The following is a 15,276-nucleotide window of genomic DNA, read 5'->3' as shown; positions in this document are numbered from 1 at the left end:
TCATAGACCCAGGGCGGTCGCATGCTGACCGCCGTTCTCGGGATCCTCGTCGGGTTTTTCGTCGTACTGCTCATCACCGCCCTGACCGGCTATTTCGTCGCGCAGGAATTCGCCTACATGGCCGTGGACCGGTCCCGTCTGAAGGCACGCGCCGAAAGCGGTGACGCGGCGGCCGGACGCGCCCTGACCGTCACCCGGCGAACCTCCTTCATGCTCTCGGGCGCTCAGCTCGGCATCACCGTCACCGGACTTTTGGTCGGATACGTCGCCGAACCGCTGATCGGTCGCGGTTTCGAAACCGTGCTCGGCGGGACGGGCATTCCGACCGCCGTCGCCGTGGGCATCGGCGGCCTCGTCGCCATCGGGGTGTCGACCGTGGTGCAGATGCTGTTCGGCGAGCTGTTTCCGAAGAACCTCGCCATCGCGCGTCCCGAACCGTTGGCGCGCCGGCTCGCGATGTCCACCACCCTGTACCTCAAGCTGTTCGGCTGGCTCATCTGGTTGTTCGATCAGTCGTCGAATCTGCTGCTGCGCGCGCTACGCATCGAGCCGGTGCACGACGTCGAACACTCGGCCACCCCACGCGACCTCGAGCACATCGTCGCGGCGTCCCGGGCCACAGGCGAGATTCCGCGCGAATTGTCCGCGCTGCTCGACAGGATCCTCGACTTCCCCACCAGCACCGCCGAACACGCGATGATCCCGCGCTCCCGGGTCGACGCGATCCCGGCCGACGAGTCGGTGGACGCCGTCCTGGCTCGGATGGCGACCGGCCACACCCGCTACCCGGTGACGGGATCGAATCCGGACGACGTGGTCGGCATCATCCATTTGCACGACCTGCTCGGCGAGGTGCGGCCCACCGACCGCGCCGGTGACCGCTGCCGGCCCGCGGTGGTCGTGCCCGAGACGTTGCCGCTGCCGAACGTGGTTCGGGAACTGGAACGCGGCGACGATGAGATGGCGATCGTGATCGACGAATACGGCGGCTTCGCGGGCATCGTGACTCTCGAGGATCTCGCCGAAGAACTCGTCGGCGAGATCGACGACGAACATGACGCCGACACCGAAGCCGACGCCGTCGCCGATGGCGACGGCTGGTTACTCGCCGGCGACCTTCCCCTCGACGAGGCGGAGCGCATCCTCGATCTGACACTGCCGCCCGGTGACTACGAGACCGTCGCCGGCATGGTGATCGCCCACGCCGTCGGGCTGCCCGCCGTGGGCGACGAGATCGTCGTGGACCTGCCCGGTGACCCTGCCGACCTGATCTACGACGGCACGCCGCCGACGAGACGACTGACTGTCGAGGTTCGGTCGATCGAGCGCCGGGTCCCCGCAACGGTATTCGTCACCGTACGCACAGACGTCTCCGCACGCACAGACAGCGAGGCCGGCGATGAGTAGTCCTTGGGTCATCGCCGCGATCACCGCCGCGCTGATCGGGTTGAGCGCGTTCTTCGTCGCGGTGGAGTTCGCGCTGATCGCCGCACGGCGCAACCGGCTCGAGGATGCGGCCGCGACGAGCGCGGCCGCCCGCGCGGCACTGCGCAGTGCCGGCGAGCTGTCACTGCTGCTCGCGGGCGCCCAGCTCGGTATCACCGTGTGCACCTTGCTGCTCGGCGCCATCACCAAACCGGCTGTGCACCACGCCATCACACCCCTGATCGGCGACCTCGGCGCACCGTCCTGGGTGGCCGACACCGGCGGATTCGTCCTCGCTCTGCTGATCGTGACGTTCCTGCACCTGGTGATCGGCGAGATGGCGCCGAAGTCGTGGGCGATCGCCCACCCGGAACGGTCGGCCACCCTGCTGGCATTGCCGATGCGGGGCTTCATGTTCGTGACCCGTCCGCTGTTGCGCGCGCTCAATCATGGGGCCAACTGGTGTCTGCGCCGGGTCGGTGTGACACCGGTCGACGAACTCGCCGACAGTCAGGATCCCGAGGCGCTGCGGCAACTGGTCGAGCATTCGGCGGCGGCCGGCACCCTGGATGCGCAGTATCACGCGAACCTGGCCGGCGCGCTGAAACTCGAAGCGCTGACCGTCGGCGAGGTGGTCCGGCGCGACGCCGAGCACAGCGACGTCCCCGCTGACGCCACCGCCGACCAGATCCGCGAAACTTCCTGCCAGACCGGACATCTGCGATTGCTCGTGCACGACGGCGGCGCCATCGTCGGCGTGGTTCACGTGCGGGACAGTCTCGTCGGCGTCGGAACGGCGCGAGAACTGATGCGCCCCGTCCTGACCATGCCGGAAAGCCTGCCCGTCTACGAGGCGCTGCGGACGATGCGGGAGACGCGCAACCATCTGGTGGTCGTCGAGGGTCCATCCGGACGCGGACTGCTCACGCTGACCGACCTGCTGCACCGGCTGTTGCCGACCGCGGCCTGACTAGGGGACGACGACCGCCCCGTCGACCGGAAGCTCGGGCACGCGGGTCGCGCGCACGTAGACGGTGTCACCTTCCTTGAGACCGAGCGCCTCGGCGTCACCGCGCGTGATCTGCGCGGTGAACGGGGTATGTGTCGCGGCGTTGATCAGTTCGATCCGCACCTCGAACCCGAGCATCACGACGCGTTCGATCACCGCGCGGGTCACACCGGTGGCCTGGATCGAGTCGTCGGTGGTCGCGATCGCCATGTCGGGGTTGCGGCCGACGCGAATGTCGTGCGGACGCACCAGGACTCCGTTCAGCGACGACACGGCGCCGAGAAACGACATCACGAACGCGTTCGCCGGGGCGTCGTACACCTCGCTGGGCGAGCCGACCTGTTCGATACGGCCCTTGTTCAGCACGGCGATCCGGTCGGAGATGTCGAGCGCCTCGGACTGATCATGGGTCACCAGCACCGTGGTGACGTGCACCTCGTCGTGCAGGCGGCGCAGCCAGGCCCGCAGGTCCTCGCGGACTTTCGCGTCGAGCGCACCGAACGGCTCGTCGAGCAGCAGCACCTCGGGGTCGACGGCCAGTGCCCGCGCGAGCGCCATGCGCTGCCGCTGGCCGCCCGAGAGTTGGTTCGGGTAGCGGTTCTGAAAGCCGGACAGCCCAACGACTTCCAGCAGATTGTCGACCTTGTCCTTGATCTCGGTCTTGGACTTCTTACGGATCTTGAGCCCGAACGCGACGTTGTCGCGCACCGTCAGGTGCTTGAACGCCGCGTAGTGCTGGAACACGAAGCCGATCCCCCGCCGCTGCGGCGGGATGTCGGTGACATCGCGCCCGTTGATCACGACGGTGCCCGAATCCGGATTATCCAGGCCCGCGATCGCGCGCAGCAGCGTCGACTTACCCGAACCGCTGGGCCCGAGCAACGACGTCAGGGAGCCTTTCGGCACCGTGAAGTCGACGTCGTCCAGCGCCGCGAAATCACCGAAGCGCTTGTTGGCGCCGCGCACGACGATCGCATCAGTCATTGCGTGCTTGTCCCCTCGTCCTGATGGTCGACCAGCGTAGTTGGTGATCAGACCGAGACCCCGGCGCGCTGCGCGATCGGTGGGACCCGGGTCGCCCGCACGTACACGGTGTCGCCCGCCTTGAGCCCGAGCGCCTCACTGTCACCGCGGGTGATCTGGGCGGTGAACGGCGCCCCGGTACCGGCGTCGGTCAGCTCGACGCGCACCTCGAAGCCCAGCTTCACCACCCGGTCGATCGTCGCCTCGACCACCGCGGTGCCGACCCCGGACCCGTCCGGTGCCAGGGTCATCTCGGGGCTGCGGCCGACCCGGATGTCGTGCGGGCGCACCAGCGCGCCGTCGAGCGCGGACACCGCGCCGAGGAAGCCGAGCACGAATTCGGTCTCCGGCTGGTCGTACACCTGGGTCGGGGATCCGACCTGCTCGATGCGGCCCTTGTTGAGCACCGCGATCCGGTCGGACACGTCGAGCGCCTCGGCCTGGTCATGGGTCACCAGCACGGTCGTGACGTGCACCTCGTGGTGCAGCCGCCGCAGCCACAGCCGCAGGTCCTCGCGCACCTTGGCGTCGAGCGCCCCGAACGGCTCGTCGAGCAGCAGCACCTCGGGGTCGATCGCCAGCGCCCGCGCCAGCGCCATGCGCTGGCGCTGACCGCCTGACAGCTGCGACGGGTACCGGTCCCGGAACCCGCCGAGGCCGACGATCTCGAGGAGGTCGTCGACCTTGGTCTTGATCTCGGTCTTGGACTTCTTGCGGATCTTGAGCCCGAACGCGACGTTGTCGCGCACGGTCAGGTGTTTGAACGCCGCGTAGTGCTGGAACACGAACCCGATCCCCCGCCGCTGCGGCGGCTCGTGGGTCACGTCGCGGCCGTTGATCACGATCGTGCCGGAGTCCGGCTGATCGAGGCCGGCTATCGCGCGCAGCAGCGTCGACTTACCGGAGCCGCTCGGCCCGAGCAATGAGGTCAGTGAGCCCTTCGGGACCACGAAGTCGACGTTGTCGAGTGCGGCGAACTCGCCGTAGCGCTTGTTCGCGCCTTTGACCTCGATCGCGATGGCGTCGGTGGCAGACATGAGGCTCTCCCTGCTCAGTCTTCGGCTTTGGTGCGTTTGCGTTGGGCGTCGAACACGATCTGCGCGATGAGCACCGTCACCGCGACCGCCATCAGCACCGTCGAGATGGTGTAGGCGCCGTAGTCGTCGCCGCGGGTGTAGCGATCGTGCACCAGCAGGGTCAGCGTCTGCGACTGGCCGGGCAGGTTCGACGAGACCACCAGCACGGCGCCGAACTCGCCGAGGGTGCGGGCCACGGTCAGCACCACACCGTAGGTCAGCCCCCAGCGGATGGACGGCAACGTCACGCGCCAGAACGTCTGCCACGCGTTGGCGCCGAGCGTCGCCGAGGCCTCCTCCTGGTCGGTGCCGAGTTCGTGCAGCACCGGTTCGACCTCGCGGATCACGAACGGCAGCGTCACGAAGATGCTCGCCAGCACGATGCCGGGAAAGCCGAAGATGATCTTCACGCCGAGGTCGTTCTGGACGAACCCGAACAGCCCCGCGGTGCCCCACAACGCGATCAGTGCGACGCCGACCACGACGGGCGACACCGCGAACGGCAGGTCGATCGCGGCCTGCAGCAAGTTCTTGCCGCGGAACTTGCGGCGCGCCAGCACCAGCGCCGTCGACACGCCGAACACCACGTTGAGCGGCACCACGATGGCCACCACCAGCAGCGACAACGACAGCGCGGACTGCGCGGCCGGTGTGGTGATGGAGGCCCAGAACGCGCCCAAGCCGGGCGCGAACGTCTGCCACAGGATCGCGCCGAGCGGCACGATCAGCAGCGCGGTGACGTAGCACAGCGCGATGACGCGCAGGATCAGCTTCGTCGGCAGCGACAGGGTCATCGCGCCGCCTCGTCCCGCTTGGCGGCCTTGGCGCCGAGGTAGCGCAACACGAACAGCACCGCGAACGAGATCGCCAGCAGCACGATCGAGATCGCCGCGGCACCGGCCGGGTCGTCGTTCTCGATGAGCGTGCGGATCCACTGCGACGACACCTCGGTCTTGCCGGGGATCGCGCCGCCGATCAGCACGATCGACCCGAACTCACCGATCGCCCGGGAGAACGCCAGACCGGCACCCGACAGCAGCGCCGGGGCCAGCGCGGGCAGGATCACCGAGAAGAAGATGGTGGCGTTGTTGGCGCCCAGTGACGCGGCGGCCTCCTCGACCTCTCGGTCGAGTTCCAGCAGCACCGGTTGCACCGCGCGGACCACGAACGGCAGTGTCACGAACGCCAGCGCCAGCCCGACACCCCACGCGGTGTGCTGGATGTGGATCCCGACCGGGCTGCGCGGGCCGTACAGCGCGAGCAGCACCAGGCTGGCCACGATGGTGGGCAGCGCGAACGGAAGGTCGATGAGCGCGTCGACGATCCGCTTTCCCCAGAAGTCGTCGCGCACCAGCACCCACGCGATGAGCAGCCCGAACACCACGTTCACCAGGGTCACGGCGATCGAGATGGTCAGCGTGACCTTGAAGGACGCGATCGCCGACGGTGAGGTCACCGTCGTGACGAAGGAGTCCCACCCGCCCTTGGCGGCGATCCACATGATCGCGGCCAGTGGCAGCAGCACGATGATGGACAACCACACCACCGCGACGCCCACCTGCAGGGAGGCGCCGCCGGGCCGGCGGAATCCCGGGCCGCCGCCCGGAGCCGGTGTCGGCTCCGGGCGGCGCGCGTCAGGATTCGGGTCGACGACAGAAGAGGTCATCCAGTGGCCTGCTTGTAGATCTTGGTGATGGTGCCGTTGTCCTTGTCGAACAGCTGGGTGTCGACGTTCTGCCAGCCGCCGAGGTCAGCGATCGTCCACAGCTTCTCCGGGGCGGGGAACTTGTCGGCGTATTCGGCCAGCACGGCCGGGTCGACCGGGCGGAAGTTGGCCTCGGCCCACAGCTTCTGGCCCTCGGGGGTGAACTGGAAGTCGACGAACGCCTGCGCCTTGTCGCGGTGCGCGCTGGTGTTGACCACCGCCGTCGGGTTCTCGATCTTGAATGTCTGGGGCGGGTTCACATGCTCCAGGTTGAAGTTCAGCGCCTCGTTCTCGTAGGCCAGCAGCACGTCGCCGCTGCCCTGGCGAAACACGTCGGTGGCCTCCCGGCCCGAGCCGGGACGCAGCTTCACGTGCTCGGTGACGAGCTTGTTGACGAACTCGATGCCCGCCTCGGGGTCCTGGCCGCCGTTGCTCGCGTAGGCGTAGGGCGCCAGCAGGTTCCACTTGGCGGCGCCGGAGCTCAGCGGGCTCGGGGTGATCACCTCGATGCCGGGCTGCAGCAGGTCGTCCCAGGTGCGGATGTTCTTCGGGTTGCCGGGGCGGACCGCGAAGCTCACGACCGAGCCGAACGCGATGCCCTTGTTGGGGCCGGCGTTCCAGTTCTCGTCGACCTTGCCCGCCTTGACCAAGCGGGTGATGTCGGGCTCGACGGAGAAGTTCACGATGTCGGCCGGCTTACCGGACTCGACGCTGCGGGACTGGTCACCGGAGGCGCCGTAGGACGCGGTGACCTCGATCCCCTTGCCCTCCTCGGTCCCGGCGAACGCCGGCGCGACCTTCGACCAGCCCGGCTCCGGCACCGCGAACGCGACCAGCGTCAGCGTGGTCTCGGCGTTACTGCTTCCGCCCTCACCACCTGCCACGTCGCTCGCGCCGCCGCCGCAGGCGGCCAGCACGGTCGCGGTGGTGGCGAGCGCGGCCGCTGTGCGCCAGCGCCTCGTGGATTTCAGCGGGTTTCGCATGGGTGACCTTTCCGGGTTATCGGGATTCAAGCGGGACCCGTTTGCGGAAAGGCAGGCTCAGTACCGAGGGCAGATACGCCCCAGCCATCGCCGACCCCGAGCCACGAACGGGCAGGGTGTCAGCGACAACAACAGACATCAGCAACGGCAGCAAAACCCACGGCAATGAGGGCCACGATGTGACCGCTCTTGTTGCCGGACGCCGGTTGCATGGCGCGAAGAATAACAGAAGCTGTGAACTGTCATCTCGTCAGCAGCCACATCACGATGACCAGGACGATCAACGCGACCAGCGCCAGCGTCACCCGCGAGCGCGGCATCCCCGTCATCGATCGCCCCTTTCGGTATCACTCACACCATCTCTCACGGTGCCGTCTCTCACCATGCCCTCGTGGGTGCGCCGGGCCCGGCGCACAACCCGCAGCCCTTTGATCCCGGTGCCCAGCAGCGCGTCGAGAACGACTGCGGTGACGTAGGCCAGGGTCAGCACCACGGGCATCACCACCACCGTCTGCGCGACGAACGGCAGACCGGACAGCCACAGCTCCACTCCATCCCACCAGTTGAGGAAGCCGTCCACCCGGCCAGACTATGCGCCCGCACCGCGGTCCAGACACCGGGTTTGTTCCGGTAGACGCCGGGGCGCCGGACAGTCGATGATGTGCGAATGGTTTTGCCGCAGTCCGATGCGTCCGAGGCCCTGTCGTCCAACGGTGAGTCGTCGGCCCTGACACTCCCGTCGCCGACGATGAACTACAGCCACGGCCCGCTGCGCAATCCTTTCCCGCCGATCGCCGACTACGCGTTCCTGTCCGACTGCGAGACCCAATGCCTGATCTCGTCGGCCGGATCAGTGGAATGGCTGTGCGTGCCGCGGCCGGATTCCCCGAGCGTGTTCGGCGCGATCCTGGACCGCGGCGCCGGCCACTTCCGGCTCGGCCCCTACGGCGTGTCCGTTCCGGCCGCGCGGCGCTACCTGCCCGGAAGCCTCATCCTCGAGACGACGTGGCAGACCCACACCGGCTGGCTCATCGTGCGGGACGCGCTGGTGATGGGGCCCTGGCACGACCTGGAGACCCGGTCGCGCACCCATCGCCGGACCCCGATGGACTGGGACGCCGAGCACATCCTGCTGCGCACCGTGCGGTGCGTCAGCGGCACCGTCGAGCTGGTGATGAGCTGCGAGCCGTCGTTCGACTACCACCGCACCAGCGCGCACTGGGAGTACTCGGCGCATGCCTACGGCGAGGCGATCGCGCGGGCCACCAAGAACCCCGACTCACACCCGACGCTGCGGCTGACCACCAACCTGCGCATCGGCCTGGAGGGCCGGGAGGCCAGGGCCCGGACGCGCCTGAAAGAGGGCGACAACGTCTTCGTCGCGCTGAGCTGGTCCAAGCATCCGGCGCCGCAGAACTTCGACGAGGCCGCCGACAAGATGTGGAAGACCAGCGAATGCTGGCGGCAGTGGATCAACGTCGGCGACTTCCCCGACCATCCGTGGCGGGCGTATCTGCAGCGCAGCGCGCTGACATTGAAGGGGCTGACCTATTCCCCGACCGGCGCGCTGCTGGCCGCGCCGACCACGTCGCTGCCGGAAACACCTCAGGGCGAACGCAACTGGGACTACCGGTACGCGTGGGTCCGGGACTCGACGTTCGCGCTGTGGGGGCTCTACACACTCGGGCTGGACCGCGAGGCCGACGACTTCTTCGCGTTCATCGCCGACGTGTCCGGCGCGAACAACGGTGAGCGGCACCCGCTGCAGGTGATGTACGGCGTCGGCGGTGAGCGCAGCCTGGTCGAGGAGGAACTCAACCACCTGTCGGGCTACGACAACGCCCGGCCGGTGCGCATCGGCAATGGCGCCTACAACCAGATGCAGCACGACATCTGGGGCACCATGCTCGATTCGGTCTATCTGCACACCAAATCCCGCGAGCAGATCCCCGAGACGCTGTGGCCGGTCCTGCGCGAGCAGGTCGAGGAAGCGATCAAACACTGGCGCGAACCCGACCGCGGGATCTGGGAGGTCCGCGGCGAGCCCCAGCACTTCACGTCCAGCAAGATCATGTGCTGGGTGGCCCTCGACCGTGGCGCCAAGCTCGCCGACCTGGAGGGCGAGAAGTCCTACGCCCAGCAGTGGCGCGAGATCGCCGAGGAGATCAAGGCCGACATCCTCGAACACGGCGTGGACAAGCGCGGGGTGCTGACCCAGCGCTACGGGGATCCGGCGCTGGATGCGTCGCTGCTGCTGGCGGTGCTGACCCGGTTCCTGCCGCCCGACGATCCGAGGATCCGGGCCACGGTGCTCGCGATCGCCGAGGAGCTCACCGAGGAGGGTCTGGTGTTGCGCTACCGGACCGAGGAGACCGACGACGGCCTGTCCGGCGAGGAGGGCACCTTCACGATCTGCTCGTTCTGGCTGGTGTCGGCGCTCGTCGAGATCGGCGAGATCGACCGGGCCCGGCATCTGTGCGAACGGCTGCTGTCGTTCGCGAGCCCGCTGCACCTCTACGCCGAGGAAATCGAGCCGCGCACCGGCAGGCACCTGGGCAACTTCCCGCAGGCGTTCACCCATCTGGCGCTGATCAACGCCGTGGTCCACGTGATCCGCGCCGAGGAGGAGGCCGACAGCTCCGGGGTGTTCCAGCCCGCCAACGCCCCGGTGTGACGGCCGCGCGGGAGATTCGCGTCTGCCCGCGCAGAATGCTCGCCGAGGCCGCCGCTGCGGCGCAGCATCGGTGAGATGAGTCTCACCGGAGCAGACGAGACATCTCGTCAAGTCATCGACAACGCCGTGGGCATCCTCATCGGACTGCGGGGATGCTCGCGCACCCAGGCGTTCGAGGAGCTGGTGCGTGTCGTCCACCAGACCGGCCTCGGTCTCGGCGCGATCGCGTCCGGGCTGGTCGCGGTCGCCAGCGGCGCGGCGACCGCCGATCACGCGGAGGCGTTCAACGCCTGGGGTGCGCTGATCAGGGGCAGCAGGGCGCAGTCGTTCGCCGGCGCAGGCTGACGAACGGCAACTTTGAACCTCGCTGACCAGAACTCTGTGCACCGCAGCGTTTCTCGGTCTGAATGTCTAGGCCCGTCGCGGCACAGGCTCTCGACAGCGAGGAAAATATGTCCATCTACACCGAAGACCTGACGAAGGTCTACGGCAGCACCCGCGCGCTCGACGGCGTATCCATCTCCGTCGAACAGGGCGCGATCCTCGGGGTCGTCGGCAGCAGCGGGTCGGGCAAGAGCACGCTGGTCCGTAACATCGCTCTGCTGGAACGGCCGACGCGAGGCCGGGTGGTCCTCGACGGACAGGACCTGACGGCGTTACCGGAGCGGGAACTGCGGACCGCGCGCCGCCGCCTCGGCAACGTCTTCCAATCGGCGAACCTGCTCGACAACCGCACCGCCCGGGCGAACATCGAGTTCCCGCTGGAGATCGCGGGTTGGGACCGGACGGCGCGCTGGCACCGCGCCCAGGAACTGCTGGAGCTGGTCGGACTGGGCACCCGCGGCGAGAGCTATCCGGCCCAGCTGTCCGGTGGTCAGCGGCAACGGATCGGGATCGCGCGGGCGCTCGCAGCGCGACCGAGCGTGATCCTCGCCGACGAACCCACCAGCGCGCTGGATCCGGCGACCACACAAGAGATCCTGACCCTGCTCACCGACCTGCGCGACGAACTCGACGTGACCATCCTGCTCATCACCCACGACCTGGCGATCGTGCGTCAGATCGCCGACCGCGTCGCGGTTCTCGACGAGGGCCGGGTGGTCGTACAGGGTCCGCTCGCCGACGTGGCCGCCGATCCCGGGTCCGGGCTGCTGCCGCCGCTGGGCGCTGCCCCGCACCCCGCCGACGGCGAACTGATAGTCAATGTGGTCGCCGGCGCCGACGCGTCGGCGTCGTTCATCAGCACACTGGCACGCGAACTCGACACAGACGTGCGGATCATCGACGGCGAGGTGCTTCGCCTCGGCCAGCAGACGGTGTCGCAGTTCCAGCTCGTGCTGTCCGCAACAGACCGCTCCGCCCCCGAGCGCGTCACCGAGTACGCGCGGTGGTTCGAACGGCACCGGCTCGGCTTCACCGTCGCCGAGGTGCCCGCGTGAGTGCCTTCGCCGAATGGATCGACGACTCGATCCTGCTCAAGACCGACGCCGTCCCCGTCGCACTGAACGAAACGCTGCAGCTCGTGTTCGTCCCGTTCGTGTTCGTCGTGCTGTTCGGAATACCGCTGGGCGTGCTCCTCTACGCCACGTCCCCGGGCGGGCTGTCTCCGGTGCGCTGGCTCAACAGCACCCTCGGCGTCGTCGTCAACGTGACGCGTTCACTGCCGTTTCTGGTACTGGTGATCGCGCTGTGGCCGCTGGGCCGGCTGCTGGTCGGATCCAGCCTCGGCACCGTCGCGGCGATGGTGCCGCTGACCATCGGCACGATCCCGTTCTTCGCGCGGCTGGTCGAGGCGTCCCTGCGCGAGGTCGATGCGGGCAAGATCGACGCGGCGCGCGTCGTCGGCGCCACCCGGTGGCAGATCATCACGAAAACACTTCTGCCCGAGTCGATCAGCGGCATCATCGCCGGACTCACCATCACCATCATCGCGCTGCTGGGATTCTCGGCGCTGGCGGGTGTGATCGGCGGCGGCGGCCTCGGAGACCTCGCGATTCGCTACGGTGCGCGGTCCTACGACGGGCCGGTGCTGTGGTCGACCGTGCTGTTGTTGATCCTTCTCGCCCAGACCTTCCAAGTGGTCGGCGATTTCTTCGCCCGCCGCACCGACCATCGGTCACGCACCGACGAAACACCAACTGTCGCAACCTGACAGGAAAGGACACACCCTGATGACCACGACTCCCCCGGCCGGACCACCCACGCGACGGACACCGCTGTATCTGGCGCTGGCCGCCGTCGTCGTGGTGGTGGTCGCGGTCGCCGCCTTCCTGTGGCTCGGTGGTGAAGGCAAGAAAGACCACATCACCGTCGCGGCCACCCAGGTGCCGCACGCCGAGATCCTCGAGTTCATCAAGAACGGCCCCGCCAAGGACGCCGGCCTCGACTTCGACATCCGCGTCTTCGACGACTACTCACTCGGAAACCGGTGGCTGGCCGAGAACGACATCGACGCCAACTACTTCCAGCACAAGCCATACTTCGACGAGCAGGTCGCCGATTTCGGCTACCAGCTGCATGCGTTCCCGGGTGTGCACATCGAGCCGTATGCAGCGTTCTCGGACACGTTCACCTCCGTCGAGCAGTTGCCCGACGGAGCGCGCATCAGCATCACCGACGACGGCAGCAACCAGGCCAGGGCCCTGGCGCTGCTGCAGACCAAGGGTCTGGTGACGCTCCCTGCCGAGGGACCGGTCAACGTCAAGACCGTCGGCAACCCGAAGAACTTCCGGTTCATCGAAGCGGCACCGGATCTGCAGGCCAAGGCCGTTCCCGACGTGGACCTCGCGATCCTGAACGGCAATTACTTCCTCGAGGCCGGGTACACGCTCAAGGACGCACTGATCGTCGAGTCCACGGACAACAATCCGTACGCCAACTTCCTGGCCAGCCGCGAGGACAACAAGGACGATCCGAGCATCGTCAAGCTCGACGAGCTGCTGCACAGCCCGCAGACCAAGGAGTTCATCGAGCAGCGCTGGCCCGGCGGCGACGTCTACCCGGCGTTCTGAGGACACCGGCGATGAGTATTCACCTGCACTGGTACCTGCCGACAAACGGGGACAGCCGCGAGATCGTCGGCTCCGGCGACGATTCCCACCTCGGGCCGTCGGCGGGCGGGATCCGACCGCCGACGATCGCCTACCTCGGCGAGATCGCGCGCACCGCCGAGCTTCTCGGATTCGAAGCGGTGCTGACCCCGACCGGGACGTGGTGCGAGGACGCGTGGATCACCACCGCGGCGCTCAGCCAGGTCACCTCACGGCTGAAGTTCCTGGTCGCGTTCCGGCCCGGTTTCATCTCACCCACCCTGGCCGCACATCAGGCGGCCACGTTTCAGCGGGTGTCCGGCGGGCGGCTGCTGCTCAACATCGTCACCGGCGGCGACCCGGTAGAGCAGGCGCGCTTCGGCGACCACCTCGACCACGACGAACGGTACCGCCGCACAGGGGAATTCCTGTCGGTACTGCGTGGCGTCAGCTCCGCGCCGCACGGCACGACCTTCGACTTCTCCGGCGACCACTACCAGATCGACGGCGCCCGCATCGATTTCGGCGACTGGGATCCGCCCCAGATCTTCTTCGGGGGTGCGTCGGGAGCCGCCGAGGAGGTGGCCGCCGAGCACGTCGACACCTACCTCGCGTGGGGTGAGACACCGGCGCAGATCGCGGAACGGTTGGACCGGTTACGGGCCCGGGCTGCTGCGCACGGCCGCACGCTGCAGTTCGGGATCCGGCTGCACGTGATCAGCCGTGACACCTCCGCCGAGGCATGGGCGCACGCCGAACGGTTGCTGTCGAGAATCTCCGACGACCGGATCCGCGCGGCGCAGGAGGTGTTCGCGCGGTCGGAGTCAGTCGGCCAGCGCCGGATGACCGCGCTGCACGACGGCCGCACCTCCGATCTGGAGATCTCGCCCAACCTGTGGGCCGGATACGGTCTGGTGCGTGGCGGGGCGGGTACCGCTCTGGTGGGCAGCCACACCGAGGTGGCCGACCGCATCGCGGAATACCACGCGCTCGGGATCGACCACTTCATCCTGTCCGGGCAGCCTCACATCGAGGAGGCCTTCTGGTTCGCCGAGGGCGCCGGGGCGGTGCTGCGGGCACGCGGGCTGTGGTGACGCACCGGATCCGTGCCCTCGGGACCGACGACGAACTCCTCACGGCGTCGAACGTCTTCCGCGCGGCGATGGTCGGGTTCGCGCCGTTGACCGGATTGGAACCGGGGCAGATCGCCAAGCTCTCCGAGCCGGGACGCGTACTGGGCGCCTTCGACGGCGATGAGCTGGTGGGCACCACCGAAGCGGTCGGCAGCAGCCTTACCCTGCCCGGTGGCCGACGTGTTCCCCACGCGGCGGTCACCCACGTCGGCGTGCTGCCGTCGCACACACGGCGCGGTATCGCCACCGCACTGCTCGCGGGCCAGCTGCACGACATCAGGGCCCGTGGCGAGGTGGTCGCCACGCTGCGGGCCTCGGAAGCGACCATCTACGAGCGTTTCGGATACGGAGTGGCCAGCACGTCGAGCACCGTGGAGGTCGACAGGCGGCGCGCAGTGTTACGCGCCGGCGTCGAGGGCGGCAGCCGGGTGCGGCTCGTCGATCCCAGCCAGGCGTGGGATGTGTTGCCGCGCATCTACTCCGAGAACCACCCGAGCCGGCCCGGCAGCATCGCCCGGCCCGCGGTGTGGTGGCAGCTCCAACGGCTGCGCGCAGCGGGAACCGCCGGGGCACGCTACGTCGCGGTGCATGGCGACCCCGGTGCCGAGACGGGGTTCGTCCGGTATCACCCGGTCGACACCGACAGATGGTTCGTCAGCGAGCAACGCACCATCGTGGTCGACGATCTCTTCGCCCCGACCACCGAGGCCTACGCCGGGTTGCTGCGGTTCCTGCTTGACCTCGACCTGGTCGACCGGCTGGTGTTCACGATGCTGCCCCTTGACGACCCGCTGCCCTGGCTGCTCACCGATCGGCGCGCCGCACGGGTCACCGGCACCCGCGACGAGACGTGGCTACGCGTGGTCGACGCCGCCGCGGCACTGGACGCACGCACCTATTCCGGCCCGGGGACGATCACGCTGCACATCAGCGACCCACTGCTGCAGGACAACTCGGGTACCTTCGAGATCTCGGCCGACGGAGTTCGGCCGAGTACAGCCACCGCGGCGCTCGAAACCGGACCGGTCGGACTCGCGGCCGCCTTGCTCGGCGCGACGTCATGGCGCACGCTGGCACTCGCAGGCCTGGCCAAGGCCACCGGACCTGCTGCGATTGCGCTGGCGGACGGGTTGTTTCGCACCGACCAGGCACCGCACACCGGGATCTACTTCTAGCGTATCGTCGACGCGGCCATAACTTCCGGCTGATCGGAATTCGT

The 15,276-nt window shown here is 68.2% G+C and carries 16 protein-coding genes; 9 read left to right on the top strand and 7 right to left on the bottom strand.

The window, feature by feature from the left end; all coding sequences use genetic code 11:
* Positions 1-21 precede the first annotated feature (21 nt).
* Both NTM_RS16850 and NTM_RS16845 read left to right on the top strand, forming a co-directional pair.
* Positions 22-1,407 carry a hemolysin family protein gene (locus NTM_RS16850; protein WP_104863335.1) on the top strand — a complete coding sequence of 462 codons (1,386 nt, stop codon included), beginning with the start codon at positions 22-24 and terminating at the stop codon, positions 1,405-1,407.
* Positions 1,400-2,395 (top strand): hemolysin family protein, encoded by a 996-nt coding sequence (locus tag NTM_RS16845; protein WP_163766920.1) that lies wholly within the window; start codon positions 1,400-1,402, stop codon positions 2,393-2,395. Before NTM_RS16850 ends, NTM_RS16845 begins: the two co-directional genes overlap by 8 nt.
* Here the strand turns inward: NTM_RS16845 and NTM_RS16840 are convergent, their stop codons facing one another.
* The 7 genes from NTM_RS16840 to NTM_RS16815 all read right to left on the bottom strand — a co-directional run bounded on the left by NTM_RS16840 (position 2,396) and on the right by NTM_RS16815 (position 7,801).
* Positions 2,396-3,418, bottom strand: a complete 1,023-nt coding sequence (locus tag NTM_RS16840; RefSeq protein WP_163766919.1) for a sulfate/molybdate ABC transporter ATP-binding protein — start codon at positions 3,416-3,418, stop codon at positions 2,396-2,398.
* 47 nt (positions 3,419-3,465) lie between these two features.
* Positions 3,466-4,494 carry a sulfate/molybdate ABC transporter ATP-binding protein gene (locus NTM_RS16835; protein ID WP_104863338.1) on the bottom strand — a complete coding sequence of 343 codons (1,029 nt, stop codon included), beginning with the start codon at positions 4,492-4,494 and terminating at the stop codon, positions 3,466-3,468.
* A 14-nt stretch (positions 4,495-4,508) separates the two neighbouring features.
* A complete protein-coding gene (gene cysW / locus NTM_RS16830; RefSeq protein WP_104863339.1) occupies positions 4,509-5,327 on the bottom strand; it encodes a sulfate ABC transporter permease subunit CysW in 819 nt (272 codons plus the stop codon).
* Entirely contained in the window at positions 5,324-6,199 is an 876-nt protein-coding gene (gene cysT / locus NTM_RS16825) for a sulfate ABC transporter permease subunit CysT (RefSeq protein ID WP_163766918.1), read from the bottom strand. The genes cysW and cysT overlap by 4 nt, the downstream gene beginning before the upstream one ends.
* On the bottom strand, positions 6,196-7,221 hold the full coding sequence (locus tag NTM_RS16820) for a sulfate ABC transporter substrate-binding protein (protein WP_163766917.1): 1,026 nt from the start codon (positions 7,219-7,221) through the stop codon (positions 6,196-6,198). The genes cysT and NTM_RS16820 overlap by 4 nt, the downstream gene beginning before the upstream one ends.
* Before the next feature lie 119 nt (positions 7,222-7,340).
* Positions 7,341-7,433, bottom strand: a complete 93-nt coding sequence (locus NTM_RS29085) for an Ms4533A family Cys-rich leader peptide (RefSeq protein ID WP_353961633.1) — start codon at positions 7,431-7,433, stop codon at positions 7,341-7,343.
* A 113-nt stretch (positions 7,434-7,546) separates the two neighbouring features.
* Positions 7,547-7,801, bottom strand: coding sequence for a hypothetical protein (locus tag NTM_RS16815; RefSeq protein ID WP_163766916.1), 255 nt, complete (start codon positions 7,799-7,801; stop codon positions 7,547-7,549).
* An 87-nt stretch (positions 7,802-7,888) separates the two neighbouring features.
* Here NTM_RS16815 and NTM_RS16810 point away from each other — a divergent pair, with 87 nt between their 5' ends.
* From NTM_RS16810 to NTM_RS16780, 7 genes are all read left to right on the top strand, one after another.
* Positions 7,889-9,895, top strand: coding sequence for a glycoside hydrolase family 15 protein (locus tag NTM_RS16810; RefSeq protein WP_163766915.1), 2,007 nt, complete (start codon positions 7,889-7,891; stop codon positions 9,893-9,895).
* A gap of 75 nt (positions 9,896-9,970) precedes the next feature.
* Complete coding sequence (locus NTM_RS16805) at positions 9,971-10,240, top strand: ANTAR domain-containing protein (protein ID WP_104863343.1); 270 nt, start codon at positions 9,971-9,973, stop codon at positions 10,238-10,240.
* Positions 10,241-10,347: 107 nt separating this feature from the next.
* Entirely contained in the window at positions 10,348-11,334 is a 987-nt protein-coding gene (locus tag NTM_RS16800) for a methionine ABC transporter ATP-binding protein (RefSeq protein WP_163766914.1), read from the top strand.
* Positions 11,331-12,047 (top strand): methionine ABC transporter permease, encoded by a 717-nt coding sequence (locus tag NTM_RS16795; RefSeq protein WP_163766913.1) that lies wholly within the window; start codon positions 11,331-11,333, stop codon positions 12,045-12,047. Before NTM_RS16800 ends, NTM_RS16795 begins: the two co-directional genes overlap by 4 nt.
* Positions 12,048-12,066: 19 nt before the next feature.
* A complete protein-coding gene (locus NTM_RS16790) occupies positions 12,067-12,906 on the top strand; it encodes a MetQ/NlpA family ABC transporter substrate-binding protein (protein ID WP_163766912.1) in 840 nt (279 codons plus the stop codon).
* Positions 12,907-12,917: 11 nt separating this feature from the next.
* Positions 12,918-14,018: an LLM class flavin-dependent oxidoreductase gene (locus NTM_RS16785; RefSeq protein WP_163766911.1), complete on the top strand. Its 1,101-nt coding sequence runs from the start codon at positions 12,918-12,920 to the stop codon at positions 14,016-14,018.
* Complete coding sequence (locus tag NTM_RS16780; RefSeq protein ID WP_163766910.1) at positions 14,015-15,232, top strand: GNAT family N-acetyltransferase; 1,218 nt, start codon at positions 14,015-14,017, stop codon at positions 15,230-15,232. The genes NTM_RS16785 and NTM_RS16780 overlap by 4 nt, the downstream gene beginning before the upstream one ends.
* Positions 15,233-15,276: the final 44 nt, after the last annotated feature.

This window comes from Mycolicibacterium parafortuitum (genome assembly GCF_010725485.1).
Taxonomy (GTDB): domain Bacteria; phylum Actinomycetota; class Actinomycetes; order Mycobacteriales; family Mycobacteriaceae; genus Mycobacterium.
Note: the sequence above shows the minus strand (reverse complement) of the source record. Positions and strands in the feature narration are given on the sequence as shown.

Bases quoted from the DNA above. Each gene is read 5' to 3' on its own strand.
- NTM_RS16845 (WP_163766920.1), top strand. From the start codon at position 1,400: ATGAGTAGTCCTTGGGTCATCGCCGCGATCACCGCCGCGCTGATCGGG.
- NTM_RS16785 (WP_163766911.1), top strand. From the start codon at position 12,918: ATGAGTATTCACCTGCACTGGTACCTGCCGACAAACGGGGACAGCCGC.
- NTM_RS16810 (WP_163766915.1), top strand. From the start codon at position 7,889: ATGGTTTTGCCGCAGTCCGATGCGTCCGAGGCCCTGTCGTCCAACGGT.
- cysW (WP_104863339.1), bottom strand. From the start codon at position 5,327: ATGACCCTGTCGCTGCCGACGAAGCTGATCCTGCGCGTCATCGCGCTG.
- NTM_RS16790 (WP_163766912.1), top strand. From the start codon at position 12,067: ATGACCACGACTCCCCCGGCCGGACCACCCACGCGACGGACACCGCTG.
- NTM_RS16820 (WP_163766917.1), bottom strand. From the start codon at position 7,221: ATGCGAAACCCGCTGAAATCCACGAGGCGCTGGCGCACAGCGGCCGCG.
- NTM_RS16800 (WP_163766914.1), top strand. From the start codon at position 10,348: ATGTCCATCTACACCGAAGACCTGACGAAGGTCTACGGCAGCACCCGC.
- NTM_RS16805 (WP_104863343.1), top strand. From the start codon at position 9,971: ATGAGTCTCACCGGAGCAGACGAGACATCTCGTCAAGTCATCGACAAC.
- NTM_RS16835 (WP_104863338.1), bottom strand. From the start codon at position 4,494: ATGTCTGCCACCGACGCCATCGCGATCGAGGTCAAAGGCGCGAACAAG.
- cysT (WP_163766918.1), bottom strand. From the start codon at position 6,199: ATGACCTCTTCTGTCGTCGACCCGAATCCTGACGCGCGCCGCCCGGAG.
- NTM_RS29085 (WP_353961633.1), bottom strand. From the start codon at position 7,433: ATGCAACCGGCGTCCGGCAACAAGAGCGGTCACATCGTGGCCCTCATT.
- NTM_RS16840 (WP_163766919.1), bottom strand. From the start codon at position 3,418: ATGACTGATGCGATCGTCGTGCGCGGCGCCAACAAGCGCTTCGGTGAT.
- NTM_RS16850 (WP_104863335.1), top strand. From the start codon at position 22: ATGCTGACCGCCGTTCTCGGGATCCTCGTCGGGTTTTTCGTCGTACTG.